General features: G+C 73.6%; 17 protein-coding genes and 5 tRNA genes. 14 read left to right on the forward strand and 8 right to left on the reverse strand.

Annotated elements, in window-relative coordinates:
- The first annotated feature begins 62 nt into the window (after positions 1–62).
- From ACFYO8_RS28480 to ACFYO8_RS28490, 3 genes are read left to right on the forward strand one after another with little or no spacing between them, the layout of a single operon-like run.
- Positions 63–2,513, forward strand: coding sequence for a non-reducing end alpha-L-arabinofuranosidase family hydrolase (locus ACFYO8_RS28480; protein ID WP_387257763.1), 2,451 nt, complete (start codon positions 63–65; stop codon positions 2,511–2,513).
- Between the two features lie 23 nt (positions 2,514–2,536).
- A complete protein-coding gene (locus ACFYO8_RS28485) occupies positions 2,537–2,698 on the forward strand; it encodes a hypothetical protein (RefSeq protein ID WP_355097487.1) in 162 nt (53 codons plus the stop codon).
- Positions 2,680–3,210 (forward strand): DUF488 domain-containing protein, encoded by a 531-nt coding sequence (locus ACFYO8_RS28490; RefSeq protein WP_354874942.1) that lies wholly within the window; start codon positions 2,680–2,682, stop codon positions 3,208–3,210. The genes ACFYO8_RS28485 and ACFYO8_RS28490 overlap by 19 nt, the downstream gene beginning before the upstream one ends.
- A gap of 1 nt (position 3,211) precedes the next feature.
- Here ACFYO8_RS28490 and ACFYO8_RS28495 read toward each other — a convergent pair whose 3' ends face one another.
- The 3 genes from ACFYO8_RS28495 to bioB are packed head-to-tail and all read right to left on the reverse strand — an operon-like array spanning position 3,212 to position 4,940.
- Complete coding sequence (locus tag ACFYO8_RS28495; RefSeq protein WP_354874944.1) at positions 3,212–3,718, reverse strand: GNAT family protein; 507 nt, start codon at positions 3,716–3,718, stop codon at positions 3,212–3,214.
- Positions 3,719–3,721: 3 nt separating this feature from the next.
- The gene (locus ACFYO8_RS28500; RefSeq protein WP_354874946.1) at positions 3,722–3,937 is read right to left on the reverse strand and encodes a hypothetical protein; all 216 of its coding nucleotides are present in this window, start codon (positions 3,935–3,937) and stop codon (positions 3,722–3,724) included.
- Positions 3,938–3,944: 7 nt separating this feature from the next.
- A complete protein-coding gene (gene bioB, locus ACFYO8_RS28505) occupies positions 3,945–4,940 on the reverse strand; it encodes a biotin synthase BioB (protein WP_354874948.1) in 996 nt (331 codons plus the stop codon).
- Positions 4,941–5,097: 157 nt separating this feature from the next.
- Between bioB and ACFYO8_RS28510 the strand changes: the two genes are divergently transcribed.
- From ACFYO8_RS28510 to ACFYO8_RS28525, 4 genes are read left to right on the forward strand one after another with little or no spacing between them, the layout of a single operon-like run.
- Entirely contained in the window at positions 5,098–6,234 is a 1,137-nt protein-coding gene (locus ACFYO8_RS28510) for an 8-amino-7-oxononanoate synthase (RefSeq protein WP_355096654.1), read from the forward strand.
- Positions 6,231–6,962 carry a dethiobiotin synthase gene (gene bioD, locus ACFYO8_RS28515; RefSeq protein WP_091420131.1) on the forward strand — a complete coding sequence of 244 codons (732 nt, stop codon included), beginning with the start codon at positions 6,231–6,233 and terminating at the stop codon, positions 6,960–6,962. Before ACFYO8_RS28510 ends, bioD begins: the two co-directional genes overlap by 4 nt.
- A 46-nt stretch (positions 6,963–7,008) precedes the next feature.
- Entirely contained in the window at positions 7,009–8,658 is a 1,650-nt protein-coding gene (locus tag ACFYO8_RS28520) for a histidine kinase (protein WP_387257765.1), read from the forward strand.
- Complete coding sequence (locus tag ACFYO8_RS28525) at positions 8,655–9,332, forward strand: response regulator transcription factor (protein ID WP_354874956.1); 678 nt, start codon at positions 8,655–8,657, stop codon at positions 9,330–9,332. Before ACFYO8_RS28520 ends, ACFYO8_RS28525 begins: the two co-directional genes overlap by 4 nt.
- A gap of 15 nt (positions 9,333–9,347) precedes the next feature.
- Here the strand turns inward: ACFYO8_RS28525 and ACFYO8_RS28530 are convergent, their stop codons facing one another.
- From ACFYO8_RS28530 to ACFYO8_RS28540, 3 genes are all read right to left on the reverse strand, one after another.
- Entirely contained in the window at positions 9,348–10,169 is an 822-nt protein-coding gene (locus ACFYO8_RS28530) for an ABC transporter permease (RefSeq protein ID WP_354874958.1), read from the reverse strand.
- Positions 10,166–11,098, reverse strand: coding sequence for an ATP-binding cassette domain-containing protein (locus tag ACFYO8_RS28535; RefSeq protein ID WP_354874960.1), 933 nt, complete (start codon positions 11,096–11,098; stop codon positions 10,166–10,168). The genes ACFYO8_RS28530 and ACFYO8_RS28535 overlap by 4 nt, the downstream gene beginning before the upstream one ends.
- A 207-nt stretch (positions 11,099–11,305) precedes the next feature.
- Entirely contained in the window at positions 11,306–11,974 is a 669-nt protein-coding gene (locus tag ACFYO8_RS28540) for a 50S ribosomal protein L11 methyltransferase (RefSeq protein WP_354874962.1), read from the reverse strand.
- A 189-nt stretch (positions 11,975–12,163) separates the two neighbouring features.
- On the opposite strand from ACFYO8_RS28540, the gene ACFYO8_RS28545 reads away from it, so the two are divergent.
- Positions 12,164–13,003: a hypothetical protein gene (locus ACFYO8_RS28545; protein WP_354874964.1), complete on the forward strand. Its 840-nt coding sequence runs from the start codon at positions 12,164–12,166 to the stop codon at positions 13,001–13,003.
- A 50-nt stretch (positions 13,004–13,053) separates the two neighbouring features.
- Here the strand turns inward: ACFYO8_RS28545 and ACFYO8_RS28550 are convergent, their stop codons facing one another.
- On the reverse strand, positions 13,054–13,656 hold the full coding sequence (locus ACFYO8_RS28550) for a TetR/AcrR family transcriptional regulator (protein WP_354874966.1): 603 nt from the start codon (positions 13,654–13,656) through the stop codon (positions 13,054–13,056).
- Between the two features lie 274 nt (positions 13,657–13,930).
- On the opposite strand from ACFYO8_RS28550, the gene ACFYO8_RS28555 reads away from it, so the two are divergent.
- The 3 genes from ACFYO8_RS28555 to ACFYO8_RS28565 all read left to right on the forward strand — a co-directional run bounded on the left by ACFYO8_RS28555 (position 13,931) and on the right by ACFYO8_RS28565 (position 14,196).
- Positions 13,931–14,003: transfer RNA gene (locus ACFYO8_RS28555), tRNA-Gly, on the forward strand.
- Between the two features lie 34 nt (positions 14,004–14,037).
- Positions 14,038–14,108: transfer RNA gene (locus ACFYO8_RS28560), tRNA-Cys, on the forward strand.
- A gap of 13 nt (positions 14,109–14,121) precedes the next feature.
- Positions 14,122–14,196, forward strand: a tRNA-Val gene (locus tag ACFYO8_RS28565).
- A 203-nt stretch (positions 14,197–14,399) separates the two neighbouring features.
- On the opposite strand, the gene ACFYO8_RS28570 is transcribed toward ACFYO8_RS28565, so the two are convergent.
- Complete coding sequence (locus ACFYO8_RS28570) at positions 14,400–14,645, reverse strand: DUF6458 family protein (RefSeq protein WP_013284878.1); 246 nt, start codon at positions 14,643–14,645, stop codon at positions 14,400–14,402.
- Positions 14,646–14,804: 159 nt separating this feature from the next.
- Here ACFYO8_RS28570 and ACFYO8_RS28575 point away from each other — a divergent pair.
- The 3 genes from ACFYO8_RS28575 to ACFYO8_RS28585 all read left to right on the forward strand — a co-directional run bounded on the left by ACFYO8_RS28575 (position 14,805) and on the right by ACFYO8_RS28585 (position 16,774).
- Positions 14,805–14,877 (forward strand) — tRNA-Gly (locus tag ACFYO8_RS28575).
- Positions 14,878–14,888: 11 nt separating this feature from the next.
- Positions 14,889–14,960 (forward strand) — tRNA-Val (locus tag ACFYO8_RS28580).
- A gap of 167 nt (positions 14,961–15,127) precedes the next feature.
- A complete protein-coding gene (locus ACFYO8_RS28585) occupies positions 15,128–16,774 on the forward strand; it encodes a PKD domain-containing protein (protein ID WP_354874968.1) in 1,647 nt (548 codons plus the stop codon).
- The last annotated feature ends 302 nt before the right edge of the window (positions 16,775–17,076 follow it).

A 17,076-nucleotide genomic window follows, 5' to 3' on the forward strand; every position in this document is an offset into this window, starting at 1 on the left:
CAACCGAGACGTCCAGTCGTCCCGCCCCGACGGCCTGGGTGTCGGCCAATAAGGAGGCCGAGATGGTAATGAACCCATCCGTACATCGCGGCGGGAGTCGGCGACGGCGATCGCCCGCCGTCCGGGCGCTGCTCGCCGGCGCGGTCAGCGCCGTGACGGTGGCCGCCGTCGCGGTGATGATGCCGTCGGCGAACGCCGCCGCGTCCACGCTCGGCGCGGCCGCCGCGCAGTCGGGCCGGTACTTCGGCACGGCGATCGCGGCGGGCCGGCTGAACGACTCGACGTACAGCACGATCGCGGCGCGTGAGTTCAACATGATCACGGCCGAGAACGAGATGAAGCCGGAGGCGCTCCAGCCCAACCGGGGTCAGTTCAACTTCTCCTCGGGTGATCAGATCTACAACTGGGCCACCCAGCGTGGTCTGAAGGTTCGTGGGCACACGCTGGCGTGGCATGCGCAGCAGCCGCCGTGGATGCAGAGCCTGAACGGCAGCACTCTGCGTCAGGCGATGATCGACCACATCAACGGGGTGATGGCCCACTACAAGGGCAAGCTGGCCGCGTGGGACGTGGTGAACGAGGCGTTCAACGAGGACGGCAGTCGTCGCAGTTCCAACCTGCAGGGCACCGGCAACGACTGGATCGAGGTGGCGTTCCGTACCGCGCGGGCGGCCGACCCGTCGGTGAAGCTCTGCTACAACGACTACAACATCGAGAACTGGTCGTACGGCAAGACGCAGGGTGTCTACCGGATGATCCAGGACTTCAAGTCCCGTGGGGTGCCGATCGACTGCGTGGGTCTGCAGACCCACTTCACCGGCGGTAGTTCGCTGCCCAGCAACTTCCAGACGACGCTGTCCAGCTTCGCCGCGCTCGGTGTGGACGTGGCGCTGACCGAGGTCGACGTCACCAACTCCTCGACCAGTCAGTACGCCGGGCTGACCCAGGCGTGCCTGAACGTGCCGCGCTGCATCGGCATCACGGTGTGGGGCGTGCGTGACAGCGACTCCTGGCGCTCCAACGAGAGCCCGCTGCTGTTCGACGGCAGCGGCAACAAGAAGGCCGCGTACACCTCGGTCCTCAACGCCCTCAACGCGGCCGGGCCGACCACCACCCCGACCACCACCCCGACCACGTCACCGCCGCCGAGCGGCGGCGCCGGCCGGATCGTCGGCGTGCAGTCGGGCCGCTGCATCGACGTGCCGAACTCCACGCAGACCAACGGCACCCGGGTCCAGCTCTACGACTGCAACGGTCAGTCGAACCAGCAGTGGACGTACACCTCCAGCAAGCAGTTGATGGTCTACGGCAGCAAGTGCCTCGACGCGAACGGCGCGGCCACCGCGAACGGCACCGGAATCATCATCTGGGACTGCAACGGCCAGCCCAACCAGCAGTGGAACATCAACTCCAACGGCAGCATCAGCGGCGTGCAGTCCGGCCGCTGCCTGGACGTCTGGGGCACCGGCAACGGCCAGCAGATCCAGCTGTACGACTGCCACGGGCAGACCAACCAGCAGTGGCGGACCGACTTCGGTGGCACCACGCCCCCGACCACGTCGCCGCCGACCACGCCGCCGCCGACCACGACGCCCCCGCCGGGCGGCTGCGCGCTCCCGTCGACCTACCGGTGGTCGTCGACCGGCGCGCTGGCCAACCCGCAGAACGGCTGGGTCTCGCTCAAGGACTTCACGAACGTGGTCTACAACGGCAAGCACCTGGTCTACGGGTCGTACGTCAACAGCAGCGGCCAGTACAGCTCGATGAACTTCAGCCCGTTCACCAACTGGTCCGACATGGCCTCGGCCGGCCAGACCGGAATGAGCCAGGGCACCGTGGCGCCCACGCTGCTGTACTTCGCCCCGAAGAACATCTGGGTGCTGGCGTACCAGTGGGGACCGACCTCGTTCAGCTACAAGACGTCGAGCGACCCGACCAACGCCAACGGCTGGTCCTCGGCGCAGACGCTGTCCACCGCCACCCTGCCCGACGCCCCGTACGGCGTCATCGACCAGACCCTCATCGGCGACGACCAGAACATGTACCTGTTCTTCGCCGGGGACAACGGCAAGATCTACCGGTCGAGCATGCCGCTGGGGAACTTCCCGGGCAGCTTCGGTTCCAGCTACACGACGATCATGACCGACTCGACGAACAACCTGTTCGAGGGCGTCGAGGTCTACAAGGTCGCGGGCCAGAACCAGTACCTCATGATCGTCGAGGCGATCGGAAGTCAGGGACGCTACTTCCGGTCGTTCACGTCCAACAGCCTCGGCGGCTCGTGGACACCGCAGGCCGCCACGGAGAGCAACCCCTTCGCCGGCAAGGCCAACAGCGGCGCGACGTGGACGAACGACATCAGCCACGGTGACCTGGTCCGCACCAACCCCGACCAGACCAAGACCGTCGACGCCTGCAACCTGCAGCTCCTGTACCAGGGCAAGAACCCCAGTGCGGGAGGCGACTACAACCTGCTGCCGTGGCGGCCGGGTGTGCTGACCCTCCAGCGCTGACCGTCACACAGTCACCGGAAAGCGTGCCCGGCACCCGCGTGGTGCCGGGCACGCTTCCAGGTGGGGCCGACCCCACCCGGCCGGACGGCAGGGCCCGGGTGGTGGCCCTGGGCCGGCCCGCGGCGAAACGCGGGCGGGCGGCGGCGACCCGGGGCAAGCTGGGGCGGTGGAGCGCGAGCTGCTGACCGTCGGCCACGGGGCCGCCCACCGCGACCAGATCGGGGACCTGCTGGCCGGCGCGGCTGTCGCCCTGGTCGTGGACGTGCGCCGCTACCCGGCCAGCCGGACCAACCCGGACGTCCGCCGCGAGGCCATGGAACGCTGGCTGCCCGAACGGGGCATCGGCTACCGCTGGGAGCCGCGCCTCGGCGGCCGCCGGCACGTCCGCGCCGGTGAGCCGGAACCGGACACCTGGTGGACTGTCGCGGCCTTCCGGGCGTACGCCGCGTACACCCGCACGCCCGACTTCGACGCGGCCGTGGCCGAGGTGCTCGCCGACGCCGCGCTGCGGACCACAGCGGTGATGTGCAGCGAGAGCGTCTGGTGGCGCTGCCACCGCCGGCTGATCGCCGACGTCGCCGTGCTCGGCCGCGGGGTGCCGGTGTCGCACCTCATGCCGGACGGCCGGCTCAGCCCGCACCGGCCCGCCGAGGGCGCCCGCCGCCTGCCCGGCGGCAACCTGCTCTGGGCCGGCTGAATCAGCCGGCCAGGTCCTCGGCGAGCAGATCCATCAGCAGCGCGTCGTGCCAGCGTCCGTCCGCGCCGCGCTCGTAGCGGCGCATGATGCCCACCGGACGGAACCCCACCTTCGCGTACGCGCGGATCGCCGCCGTGTTCGCCGCCGCCGGGTCGATGGTGAACCGGTGGTGGCCGTACTCGTCGATCAGGTGCCGGACCAGCGTGCGGATCGCGTCCCCGCCCAGCCCGGCGCCGCGTACCGCCGGGTCGAGGAAGACGTCCAAGCTGGCGTGGCGGTAGTCCGGGTCGGTCTCGGCGTACCACTGGATCGCGCCGACCAGCCTGCCGTCGTGCTCGACGGCGTAGGTCGTCAGCGCGTCGTCGGCCAGGTCGGCCCGCACCGACTCGGCCAGGTCGTCGCCGCCGCGCCACCAGCGGCGTACCTCGGGGGTGGCCCGGATCGCGGCCAGGGCGGGCACGTCGGCGTCGGTCACCGGTCGCAGTGTCACCGCTCGCCCGCGCAGCACGCCTCAGCCCTGCCGCTCGCCGTGCTCGACGCACACGGCCGACCAGCCGGCCGGTACGACCTGCACCTTCATCCGGCGCCGGCAGGACGCGCACCAGCGCGGTGGCTCCCACGCGCGGGCCGCCTCGCACGCCGGGTGCGGCCCGGCCGTCACCGACTCGCCGCACCTGTCGCACCAGCGCGCGGCGGGCGGCGCCGTGGCGGGGGAGGATTCGGTCACCGCTGCCTCACAGGGTCGCCGAGAGCGCCTTCACCGGCATCTTCAGGTCTTCCAGCAGCTTCAGGTCGGCCGTCGCCGGCCGGCCCAGCGTGGTCAGGTAGTTGCCGACGATCACCGCGTTGATGCCGCCCAGCAGACCGTCGCGGGTGCCGAGGTCACCGAGGGTGAGTTCCCGGCCGCCCGCGTACCGGAGGATGGTGCGCGGCATGGCCAGCCGGAACGCGGCGATGGCGCGCAGCGCGTCCTTGCCCTCCACCACCGGGCGGTCACCGAGCGGCGTGCCGGGGCGAGGGTTGAGGAAGTTCAGCGGCACCTCGTGCGGGTCCAGCTCGGCGAGCTGCGCGGCGAACTCGGCGCGCTGCTCGACCGTCTCGCCGAGGCCGAGGATGCCGCCGGAGCAGACCTCCATGCCGGACTCGCGGACCATCCGCAGCGTCTCCCAGCGCTCCTCCCAGGAGTGCGTGGTGACCACGTTCGGGAAGTAGGAGCGGCAGGTCTCCAGGTTGTGGTTGTAGCGGTGCACGCCCATCTCGACCAGCTCGTCGACCTGCTCCTTGGTGAGCATGCCGAGCGAGGCGGCGACCTGGATGTCGACAGCGGCGCGGATGGCGGCGACACCCTCGCGCATCTGCTTCATCAGCCGGGCGTCCGGGCCGCGCACGGCGGCCACGATGCAGAACTCGGTCGCCCCGGTGGCGGCGGTCTGCTTCGCGGCCTCGACCAGCGCCGGGATGTCCAGCCAGACCGACCGGACCGGCGAGGTGAAGAGGCCGGACTGCGAGCAGAAGTGGCAGTCCTCCGGGCAGCCGCCGGTCTTCAGCGAGACGATGCCCTCGACCTCGACCTCCGGACCGCACCAGCGCATCCGGACCTCGTGGGCGAGCTGGAGCGCGGCGGGCAGGTGCTCGTCGGGAAGGTTCAGCACCGCGAGGACACCGGCCTCGTCGAGGCCGACGCCGTTGCCCAGCACCCGCTCCCGGGCCTGGTCGAGGATCTCTGGCATGGCTCGTAACCTAACAGGCCACCATGAGCGCGGGAAACCGTCGCCGCGGCCCTCCGGCGAGCCGGGACCGCGCCACGCCGGGGCCCTCGGCGCGGGTGGTAACTTCGCCCCGCGGAAGCGCCCGGCGGGGCGAAAGTCGGCGGGAGGGGACGGCACGGTGGCGGACTGGCTCGCGGCCCTGGACCGCCGCGCCGAGCTGCGGGCCCGGGCGGGGCTGACCCGCACGCTGCGCCCCCGGGCCGCCGACGACGCCGTGGTCGACCTGGCCGGCAACGACTACCTCGGCCTGGCCACCCACCCCGAGGTCACCGCCGCCGCCGCGAGGGCGCTGTCCGCGTACGGACTGGGCGCCACCGGGTCGCGTCTGGTGCGCGGGTCCACCGACGCCCACCACGCGCTGGAGGACGACCTGGCCGACTGGCTCGGCGTCGACCGGGCGCTGGTGTTCTCCTCCGGCTACCTGGCCAACGTCGCCGCCGTCCGGGGGCTGACCCAGCCGCGTACGCTGCTCGTCTCCGACGCCCACAACCACGCCTCGCTGATCGACGGCTGCCGGATCTCCGGCGCCGAGACGTTGGTGACGCCGCACGCGGACGTGGCGGCGGTGGCCGCGGCGCTCGCCGCCGCACCGGGCCGCCCGGCGGTGGTGGTGACCGAGTCGGTCTTCTCCGTCGACGGCGACCTTGCCCCGCTCGCGGAGCTGCACGCGGTGGCCCGCCGGCACGGCGCGCTGCTGCTCGTCGACGACGCGCACGCGCTCGGCGTCACCGGCCCGGCCGGAGCCGGCGGGGTCGCCGCCGCCGGGCTGGCCGGCGCGCCCGACGTGGTGGTCACCGCGACGCTGTCCAAGGCGCTCGGCGGGGCCGGTGGCGTGGTCGCCGGGCCGGCCGAGTTCGTCCGCCACCTGGTGGAGACCGGCCGCACGTTCATCTTCGACACCGCGCCGCCGCCCGCCGTGGTGGCCGGGGTCCGCGCCGCGGTGCGGCTGGCCCGCACCGGTGACGCGCTGCGCGCCGAGCTGACCGACCGGGTCGCGGCGGCGGTGCGCCGGCTCGGCGCGGCCGGGCTGTCCGTGTCCGCCCCGGACGGCGCCGTGATCTCGGTGACCGCGCCCGGCCCGCAGGAGGCGACCGCGTGGGCCGCCGCCTGCCGGGACCGGGGCGTCGCGGTCGGCTGCTTCCGTCCCCCGTCCACGCCGGACAGCCGGTCCCGGCTGCGGCTCACCGTCAGCGCCGGGGTGGACCGGGCCGACTTCGACCGGGCCCTGGACGTCATCGTGGAGTGTGCGCCATGAGCTTCGGCGACGCCTGGACCGGGCCGGTGCTGGTGACCGGCACCGACACCGAGGTGGGCAAGACCGTGGTGACCGCCGCCGTCGCCGCCGCCGCGCAGGCGGCCGGCCTGCGGGTCGCCGTGGTCAAGCCCGGCCAGACGGGTACGGCCACAGGCGAGCCCGGGGACGTCGACTCGGTGACCCGGCTGGCCGCCCCGCTGACCGGCCGGACGCTGGCCAGCTACCCCGATCCGCTGGCCCCGCTGGCCGCGGCCCGGGTCGCGGAGTTGCCGCCGCTGGAGCTGTACAACGCCGTCGACGCCGTCCGCGAGGAGGCGGACAAGCACGACCTGGTGCTCGTCGAGGGCGCGGGCGGGCTGCTCGTACCGATGGGGTTGCGCCCCTCCGGTGAGCCGTGGACGGTGGCCGACCTGGCCGTGTCGCTCGGCGCGCCCGCGGTGGTGGTGGCGCGGGCCGGGCTCGGCACGCTCAACCACACCGCGCTGACGCTGGAGGCGTTGGAACGACGGGCCGTCCCGGCCGGCGTGGTGATCGGCGCCTGGCCGACCGAACCGGAGCTGGTGCACTGGCTCAACCTGTCCGAGCTGCTGCCGAACCTGCTCGGCGCGGTGCCGGCCGGCGCGGGCGGGATGGACCCGGGCGTGTTCCGCCGGTCCGCGCCCGGCTGGCTCACCCCCGCCCTGTACGGCGTGCTCGACGACTGGCGGGCCTGGGCCGAGGAGACCTGACTTTCGTCGGTGCCCGGCCCGGCCGGGCGTGGGTAGCGTGACCGTCGTGGAACCCCGCGAACGGCAGCGCCGGGCCGGTGACCTGCTGTTGTGGGCGGTGCTCGCGACGCCGGTGACGGCCGGCCGGATCAGCCCGCCGTGGCAGGCGCACGACCTGCCGCTGTACGGCGTCGTGCTGGCCCTGCTCGCCCTGGCAGTGGCGGTGAGCCGCCGATGGCCGCTGGCGGCGGTGCTGGTCGTGGTCGCCGGTTCGCTCGTCGACGGAAACGTGGTCTTCGCCATCCCGGTCTTCGGTTACCTGGCCGGGCTGCGCAGCGCCCGGGCCGCGCCGGCCGCTGTCGTCTTCGCCGCCATCGCGGTGACCGGCACCGTGCTCAACCTCGGGCTGTTCGGCACCGACCCGGCCACCTGGTTCATGCTCGCCTCGGTGCTGCTGTTCGCCGGGGTCTTCCCCTGGCTGCTGGGCCGGCTGCGGCGTCAGCAGCAGGCGCTCGCCGACGCCGGGCGGCGGCACGCGGAGGACGAGCGGCGGGCGGTGGTGGAGCGCGTGCGCCTGCGGGAGCGGGCCCGGATCGCCCAGGACATGCACGACTCGCTCGGCCACGACCTGAGCCTCATCGCGCTGCGGGCCGGGGCACTGGAGCTGGCGCCGGACCTGTCCCCGGCACATCGGGCGGCGGCGGGGGAGCTACGGGCCAGCGTGGCCGCCGCCTCGGAACGGCTGCACGACGTGGTCGGCGTGCTGCGCGAGGAGCACACGCTGCGGCCGCCGGGGGAGTCGGTCGCGGACGTGGTCGACGGCGCGCGCGACGCCGGGATGGCGGTCGAGCTGCGTGCCGACGCCGCGGAGCTGCCGCCGCTGGTGGCGCACGCCGTGCACCGGGTGGTCCGGGAGGCGCTCACCAACGCCGCCCGGTACGCCCCGGACGCCCCGGTCGTGGTCGAGGTGGCGCGGGCCGCCGACGCGGTGACCGTCGCGGTGGTCAACCCGGCGCCACCGGCCGGCCCGCTGCCCGGACCGGCGTCGCACGGCTCCGGCCTGGTGGCGCTGCGCGAGCGGGTACGCCTCGCCGGCGGCGTGCTGGACGCCGGCCCGCGCGACGGCGGCTGGGCGGTCACCGCACACCTCCCGCTCGCCGACGCGGCCCGTCCCGGCACGCCGCCGCCCGGCCGCGCGGACGCCGGTTCACCGGTCGCCGGCCCGATCCGGGCCTTCGGGACGCCGGCCCTCGCCGACGCCGGTCCGCCGGTCACCGGCCCGGCTGACGGTTCCGGGGCGACCGCCCCGCGACCCGGCGACGACGACCTCGCGGAGATCGACCCGCTCGACGCGGGACGCGTCGGCGTACCCGGCCGGGACGCGGAGCGCCGGCTGCGGGAGGCCCGGCGGCGGCTGCGGCGCAGCCTGCTCGTGGCGTTCGGCGCGCCCGCCGGACTGGCCCTGGTGCTGACCCTGGTCTACTACCCGCTCGCCACGGCCGGGGCGGTGCTCGACCAGGCCGGCTTCGAACGGCTGCGGCTGGGCGAGCCGCGCGAGGCGCTCGAACTGCCCCGCCGCCAGGTCGCCCCACCGGGGACCGGTGCCGTTCCGGGCTGCGAGTACTACACCGACCGCAACTTCCCGTTCGCCCAGGCGACCTGGCAGCTCTGCTTCGTGGGCGGGCGGCTGGTCAGCAAGGAGCAGATCGCACCATGAGCGACGAGCGTGGGCGTCCGGTGCGGGTGGTGCTCGCCGACGACGAGGCCCTGGTCCGGGCCGGGGTCCGGGCGATCCTGGCCGCCGACCCCGGCGTCGAGGTGGTCGGCGAGGCCGAGGACGGCCTCGCGGCGGTCGAGCTGGTCCGCGCACACCGGCCCCGGGTGGCGCTGCTGGACATCCGGATGCCCCGCTGCGACGGGCTCAGCGCCGCCGCGCAGATCCGCCGGCTGGTGCCGGAGACGGCGGCGGTCATGCTCACCACGTTCGGCGACGACGACCTGATCGCCCGCGCGCTCGGCCACGGCGCCGCCGGGTTCCTGCTCAAGTCCGGTGACCCGCGCGAACTGCTGGCCGGGGTGCGGGCGGTGGCCGACGGCGGGGCGTACCTGTCGCCGCGGGTGGCCCGCCGGGTGATCGAGCTGAGCGGCGGCCGGCTGGCCCGCGGCCCGTACGCGCGGGACCGGCTGGCCGGGCTCACCGACCGGGAACGCGACGTGCTGGCGCTGGTCGGGGCGGGACTGTCGAACGCCGAGATCGCCCGTCGGCTGCACCTGGTCGAGGGCACCGTGAAGAGCTACCTGACCAGCATCTTCACCCGGCTGGACGTGCGCAACCGGGTGCAGGCGGCGATCCTCGCGTACGAGGCGGGGCTGGTCCCACCCGCCGGCTGACCAGCCCCGCCCCGCTCAGGCGTCGCGCCGGGCCAGCGCCCACCGGCCCAGAGCCAGCGCGGCGGCGGTCCAGGCGGCGAGCACCAGCAGACCCACGGCCGGCGGGTACGGCGCGGTGTCCCCGGCCAGGAAATGGTTGCCGGCCACGCCGGGCAAGGCGTCGGAGATCCGGGTGAGCACGGTGATGTCCGGCTCCCGCAACGACAGCGGCACGATCATCAACAGCGCGAACAGCACTGTCAGCGTGAGTACCGCGCCGCGCAGCGCGCACGCCAGGCCGAGCGCCAGCACACCGGCCAGCGCCAGGTACGCGGCGCAGGCGATGACGTCGGCCACCGTGCCGCCCAGCGGGGCGCGGCCCCACTCGCCGAGCACCGGCCGGGCCGACACCGCGCCGACGACGCCGAGCAGCAGCCCGAGGCCGAACGTCACGGCGCCCACCACGATCGCCTTCGCGGTCAGCACCCGCCCCCGCGACGGGGTGCACCGCAGCGTGGTGCGGATCGTGCCGGTGGTGAACTCGCTGGTGATCGCGAACAGGCCGAGCGCCAGCACCACGTACTGGGTCAGCTCCAGCGACCCGGCCACGATCTCACCGACGCCGACGACGCCCGGGTTGTTCGCCGGATCGTCGTCGGTGTTGGCGTTGTGTGCGTAGATGGCGAGCTGGGCGTTGCTCGCCGCCATGGTCAGCACCGCCGCGAGCAGCGTCCACCAGGTGGAGCGCACCGACCAGAGTTTGGTCCACTCGGCGGCCACCGCCCCGGCGAGCGGATGTCCGGCCGGGGCGGGCCGGGCGGTCCGCCGGGCCGGGTCGAGCATGGACTGTGCGGTCATCGGGCGCCACCTCCGGTCAGGCCGGCGGCGTACTCCACGCTGTCGGCGGTCAGCTCCAGGAACGCCTCCTCCAGGGAGGGGGCGACGGGGGTCAGCTCGTGCAGGCGTACCCCCATCTCGTGCGCGAGGTCGCCGACCCGGGCGGCGGTGCTGCCGGCCACGGCCAGCCCGCCGTCGTCGGCGGTGACCGTCGCGCCCTCGGCGGTGAGCCGGTCGCCGAGCGCGGTCAGGGCGGCCGGCTGCGGGCCGCGTACCCGGACCGACGCGGCGGGCCGGGCGGCGATCAGCTCGGCCAGCGGCGCGTCGGCCACCAGCCGGCCGCGCCCGAGCACCACCACCCGGTCGGCGGTCTGCTGCATCTCGCTCATCAGGTGGCTGGAGACGAGGACGGTGCGGCCCTCGTCGGCGAGACGGCGGGTGAACCCGCGGATCCACCGCACCCCGTCCGGGTCGAGCCCGTTCACCGGCTCGTCGAGCAGCAGCACCGGCGGGTCGCCGAGCAGCGCGCCCGCGATGCCGAGCCGCTGACCCATGCCCAGTGACAGCGCCCGGCCCGGCTTGCCGGCGGCGCGGGCGTCCAGGCCGACCAGGTCGAGCACCTCGGTCACCCGCCGGGCCGGTACGCCGTTGCTGCGCGCCATCGCCCGCAGGTGCGCCAGGCCGGAGCGGGCCGGGTGCACGCCTGTCGCGTCGAGCAGCGCGCCGACCTCGTGCAGCGGGTGCCGCAGGGTACGGTAGTCCCGGCCGTTGACCAGGGCCTGCCCGGCGGTGGGCCGGTCCAGGCCGAGCACCATCCGCATGGTGGTGGACTTGCCCGCCCCGTTCGGGCCGAGGAACCCGGTGACCTGCCCGGGGCGGATCTCGACGGTCAGGTCGTCGACGGCTGTCACGTCGCCGAACCGTTTCGTCAACGCACGAAGTGTGATCATGCGGTGACGCTATGGGCCGGCGCGGGCGCGCCGCCGCCGTCGAACGGCAGCCGCTCACCCTGACTTTCGTCAGGCCCTCTCTCGACACCCGCGGGGCTCAGGCGCGGCGGACCACGAACGCGTCAGGCGTCCCTCGGCGACCACCACCGCGGCCTCCATCCGGGCCAGTTGCGCGCCGACGCAGCGGTGCGGCCCGGCGCGGTAACGCTAGCGGCGGGCGCCGGGCGGGTTCGGGTCCAGCTCCCAGACGGTGGTGTGCTTCACCCGTACGCTCTCCAGCGCCTCGGAGACCGGCACCTCGTACGCGGCCAGCTCGTGGAAGCGCTCGCGGGGCAGGAACGCCCGGCCCGGGTCGCCCACCAGCACCCGGGCCCCGGCGCGGGCGGCCCGGAGCAGGAAACGCAGCATCCGGCGGGCCATCGCCTCGCTGTAGAAGACGTCCCCGGCCAGCACCACCTCGGCGTCGCCGGCGCCGGAGTCGAGGATGTCGCCGAGTTCGGCGTCGACGCGTACCCCGTTGGCCTCGGCATTGAGGGCGACGGCCGCGACGGCCCGCTCGTCCACCTCGACCGCCCGGACGGCGGCGCCGCCGGCGCGGGCGGCGGCGATGGCGACCAAGCCGGAGCCGGAGGCCAGGTCGAGCACCCGGCGGCCGGCGACCACCTCGGGGTGGTCGGTGACGTAGCGGGCCAGGCCCTGCCCGCCGGCCCAGGCGAACGCCCAGAACGGCGGCGGCTGGGAGCTGCGGAACTCGCCCTCGGTCAGCTCCCACAGCCCGATCGGCTCGTCGGCCTGGTGCAGCAGCACCTCGGGTACGAAGGCGACCGGGGCGAGGCGGGCGTGCAGCCGGACGAACGCTGCGGACAGCTCGGACACCGGAGAATTGTGTCCCACCGCCCGGCCGGGCCCGATCCCGGGCGTGTCGCGGTGACGCCGTGACCGGTTCACCACACTCGGTGAAACAGCCCTCTTGTCTTGGCGTTGGATGCGAACACGCCCGTCTACCGGCGTGCCCGGCGCGCTCCTAGCGTTGCCTGTGGACACGACCGAGGGGGAGGAGGCGTGGTGAGCGGCTGGCGGCACGCGCTGCGGATCGGACTGGTGCTGACCTTCGTGGCCGGGACCGGGTACGGCGGTGCCCTGCCGGCGCGGGCGGCCGCGGCCTTCTCCACCGAGTTGAGCGGCCTGCCCGACGAGTTCACCGCCGGGAACCGGGTGGAGACGCTCTCCGCCGTGGTGTCCCGCTCCGACGGGGGCGGCTGTGTCAAGGTGCGCTGGTCGATGCTGGTGCGGGTGCAGGGCCTGCGGCTGGACCAGCTCAAGGTGGACCGGGTGGAGGACAGCGGATCGTTCCCGCTGGAGATCCGCACCGAGGGAGACACCGCCCGGCTCACCGACCGGCAGCTCGACCCCGGGGTCCTCTGTCCCGGCCGTACCGTCACCGCCCGCTACCGGGTGGCGTTCGCCGAGGACGTCGGGCGCGGGCGGGTGAGCTTCGCCGCCGAGGCGTACGACCCGCAGCTGCGGCTGCTCGCCCGGCGGACCGCCTCCCGTCAGGTGGTGGGGGAGGGGCCCGAGCCGACGCCCTCGCGGAGCAGCGCGGAGCCCTCGGAGTCGCCGAGCGACGAGCCGCCCGCCGAGGAGCCCTCGGACGAGCCGGTCACCGGCGAGCGGACCGACGCCGCGGTGGTGGAGCCGCCGCCGCCGGGTGGCCTGGCCGGGCGGCCGGTGGCGGACAGCGGCGGGTTCGGCGTGGTGCAGGCCGCGTTCCTGCTCGGCGGGTTGCTGCTGTTCCTCGGCGCCGGTCTGCTGCTGCGCATGCGCCGGCTCCTGCGCCCGTCGGCGGAGGCCGAACCGGAGACGCTCCCGCCCCCCTTCGAACGCCCCCGCCCTCGCTGGCACTGACCCTGCCCTCACCCGCGCTCCATGATCGGCGGCGGGGTGGGCCGGGGCGGTCAGTCGAGCTGGCTGGGTTCCAGGCCCAGTTCCCTGGCGGCCACCAGGCGGATCCACTCGGCGATCTGCCGGCGGGTGATCACCCGCTCGTGCACCGCGAGCTGGACCGCCAGCCCGTCCATCACCGCGCTGATCCGCCAGGCCGCGCCCGCCGGGTCGGGGCAGTCGAACGTGCCCTCGGTGACCCCGGCGGTGATCACCGCCGCCAGGTCCTGCCGCCAGCGCAGGTCGAGGCGGCGGGAGAGCTTCTCCAACTCCGGGGTACGCAGCGACTCCGCCCACCCGTCGATCCACATCGACCAGGAGGTGGCCCGGCCGGTGGGCGTGTAGAGGCGCAGCATCCGGCGCAGCTTGGCAAGCGGCGGGGCAGAGGAGCGCAGCACCGCGTCGAGGCGGGCCAGATCCTGCTCGACCGCGTACGCGAAGGCCTGCGCGAGCAGCCGGTCCTTCGTCGCGAAGTGGTAGAACACGAGCGCCTGGCTGACCCCGGCGGCCTCGGCCACGTCCGCGGTGCGGGTGTTGGCGAGTCCTCGTTCCGCGATCACCTCGCAGGCCGTACGCAGCAGCGCGTCCAGGCGGATCTCGGCGGCTCGTCTCGTCACGGCGTTACGGTAACCCATCCGATTGACCACGAGGAGTTACCGAAGCGGCCGGTCGTCGATGGGACAGTCGGATGCCGGACACTCGACTCGCCGGACGTATTCGGGCAGGTCGCAGTCGCTGCGACTAGGGTCGGGGCCAGCCACCCAGGTTCCTAGGAAGCCTCGCGGGCGAGAGGGCGGTCACCCGCGGACGCGCCGGACGGGGACCCGATTTGGCAACCGTTCCCGGACTCGGCTAAAGTTCTCATCCGTCACCGGTTAACACCGGGGGCGTGCGGACGTAGCGCAGCTGGTAGCGCATCACCTTGCCAAGGTGAGGGTCGCGGGTTCGAATCCCGTCGTCCGCTCGGAGATGCCGCCACGCAGTTCGGGGGCAACCTCGGTGGAGTGGCCGAGAGGCGAGGCAACGGCCTGCAAAGCCGTGTACACGGGTTCAAATCCCGTCTCCACCTCGGCAGTAGACGAGGGCGATTGGCGCAGTGGGAGCGCGCTTCCTTGACACGGAAGAGGTCACTGGTTCAAACCCAGTATCGCCCACCAGCGGAAAGGCCGTGTCGATCATTCGACACGGCCTTTCTCGTCGTCATCGATCGGTCAGCTCTCGTCGTCCGTCTTCTGCCCTTGGCCGCCGCCGCCCTACTCGTGGTCGGCGCCGGCACGCCCGTAGCAGATCGGACCGGCCGGATCGGGTGATCCGGCCGGTCCGGTTCGGGACCGATCAGCTCCGTCGGCCCCGGCGGCGGTCACATCGGCGGGGCGACGTCCCGGCGCTCCTCGACCCGGCGGTACTCCACCGGCTGCTCGGCGGTGGTGGTGACGACCTGGCGACGGCGGCCCCACACCAGTGTGGTCATGATCAGGCCGAGTACGCCGGCCGCCATGAGGATCCAGCCGACGACGTCGAGGTCGACCCCGCCGACGCTGGCGTTGAGCGCGAACGTGAGGATCGCGCCGACCGCGATCAGGAAAATGCTCGTACCGATACCCACGACAGCCTCCTTCGGGGGGATGGTTGTGCTGTCACCGGCCTCAGTACCCCGGCGGCGAGCAGCGCAACCACCGGGCCACCCGACGCGGCGGGGGTGTGCCGCGCGGAGATCTTGTCATCGGGTAGAGTTCACCCCGTCGCCGGCGCGAACCGGCGGCACGCGGACGTAGCGCAGCTGGTAGCGCATCACCTTGCCAAGGTGAGGGTCGCGGGTTCGAATCCCGTCGTCCGCTCGCGATTGCCCGGGCGATTGGCGCAGTGGGAGCGCGCTTCCTTGACACGGAAGAGGTCACTGGTTCAAACCCAGTATCGCCCACCGAGAGTCACCCTCCCCGCCCGTCGGCACCGCCGGTCGATCTGCGGACGTACCCCACCGGACGGTTCGTACCGGCCACATCGGTCACCCGCCTCCACCGTGCGGGTTATTCAGCCACCGCCACCGCGCGTGTCACTGTGATGCCCGACGCGCAGGGAGGCGGTCACATGCACATGATCGAGCGGGGACGATGGCGGCGGACGGCCGCCCGGTTAGGGGTGGCGACCGTCGTCGTGGCGGCCGGGGTGACGATCTCGGCCGCGCCCGCGCAGGCCACCGCGACGCGGACGGTGGCGTTCTTCAGCATGGACGAGCCGACGTCGTCGACGCTGCTGACCGACTACAGCGGCAACGGCCGCCACGGCACGATCGGCGGCGAGGTGGTCACCGGCGCGCTCTACGCCGGGGCCACCGGCCACCGCTTCGCCACGCACCTGCCCACCGACGAGGAGTACGTTCCGGGCCACGTCGACCTGGTGCCGCACAGCACCGACTTCAACCCGGATGCCGGGGACTTCTCGGTGACCATCCGCTACCGGACCACGTACTCCTTCGGCAACATCCTCCAGAAGGGACAGGGCAACACCGCCGGCGGCTACTGGAAGCTCGAGGCGCCGAACGGCAAGCCGAAGTGCCTGTTCCGGGGCGCGGACGGCGCATCCCGTACCGGCTACACGGATCTGCCGATCTCCGACGGCCAGTGGCACACCGTCACCTGCAACCGCACGTCGGCGTACGTGGAGATGTACGTCGACGGCGTGCGGACCAGCCGCCTCAACGGGCCGACCGGCACCATCGCGAACACGTGGCCGCTGTCCGCCGGCGGCAAGAGCCAGTGCGACGGTACGAATGTCACCTGCGACTACTTCGCCGGTGACATCGACTACGTGAAGATCCTCAAGGGATCGGGCGGCCCGGCCAACCAGGCGCCGGTGGCCGCGTTGACGCCCACCTGCTCCGGCCTGGTGTGCACGTTCTCCGGCGCGGGCTCCACCGACGCCGACGGCGCGATCCAGGACCACAGCTGGAACTTCGGCGACGGGGACACCACCGGCACGGCCTCCGTGCCGACCACGTCGCACACGTACGCGGCGGCCGGCACCTACCCGGTCACGCTCACCGTCACCGACGACCGAGGCGCCACCGGCACCGCGACCGTCGAGGTGACAGTCGCGCCCGTGCCGGAGCGGATCTCGTTCGTCGGCCAGGCCACCGCGAACGCCAACTGGATCAGCCACACGGCCACCGTCCCGGCCGGCGTGCAGGCCGGCGACATGCTGCTGCTCCTGCTCAGCCAGAACACGCACACCGGCACCGGTGAGCCGACCGGGGTGACCGGGTGGAGCAGGCTCGACCGTCTCGACGGTGGCTTCGCCACCACCACCGCCTGGTGGAAGACCGCGAGCGCGGGCGACGCGGGCACGACTGTCCGGGTGGCGCTGGACAGCCAGGCGAAGGGCAACCTGGTGCTGGCCGCGTACCGGGGGGTCGCGCCGGGAGCGCCCGTCTTCAGCAGGGCCACCGATCCGGCGAGCACCGCCACCCGGCTCACCCCGTACGCGCCGGTGACCGCCGCGCAGAGCTGGGCCGTGTCGTACTGGCTGCACGGCGACAGCACGTCCACCGCGCTCACCCCGCCGTCCGGCGTGGCGGTGCGCAGCAACTCCTCGCAGACCGGCGGCGGACGGGTGACCGGCCTGCTCGCCGACTCGGCGAGCAGCGTGCCGACCGGCAACTACGGCGGGCTGACCGCCACCGGCGCCGCGGCCAGCACGACCACCACCACGTGGACGTTCGTCCTGCCCCCGGCCTGACCCATCGGGTACGCGAGAGGAAGGCCGGCACCCCGTCTCGGGGTGCCGGCCTTCCGACGTGTTCCAGCGGACCAAGCCGCGCCTCGTGTGACGTCCGGAGCCATGCTCGGTGGAAGGCCGGAGGGCGTTTGCGGCGGTCGCGGACGAGCTTCACCATCAGGGCAAGGCCAGGCTGGCCGGGCCCGGTGCACGGGGTCCGGCCAGCCGGTTGGTCTTACTTGGTCCAGTGCTGGGCGACGAGGTCGGCGGCCTGCTGCTCCCACTGGGCGTAGTGGTCCGGGTAGGCCGACACCTGGACGGTC

Origin of the sequence: Micromonospora sp. NPDC005257 (assembly GCF_042872445.1) — a bacterium.
In the GTDB taxonomy this organism is placed as follows: domain Bacteria; phylum Actinomycetota; class Actinomycetes; order Mycobacteriales; family Micromonosporaceae; genus Micromonospora.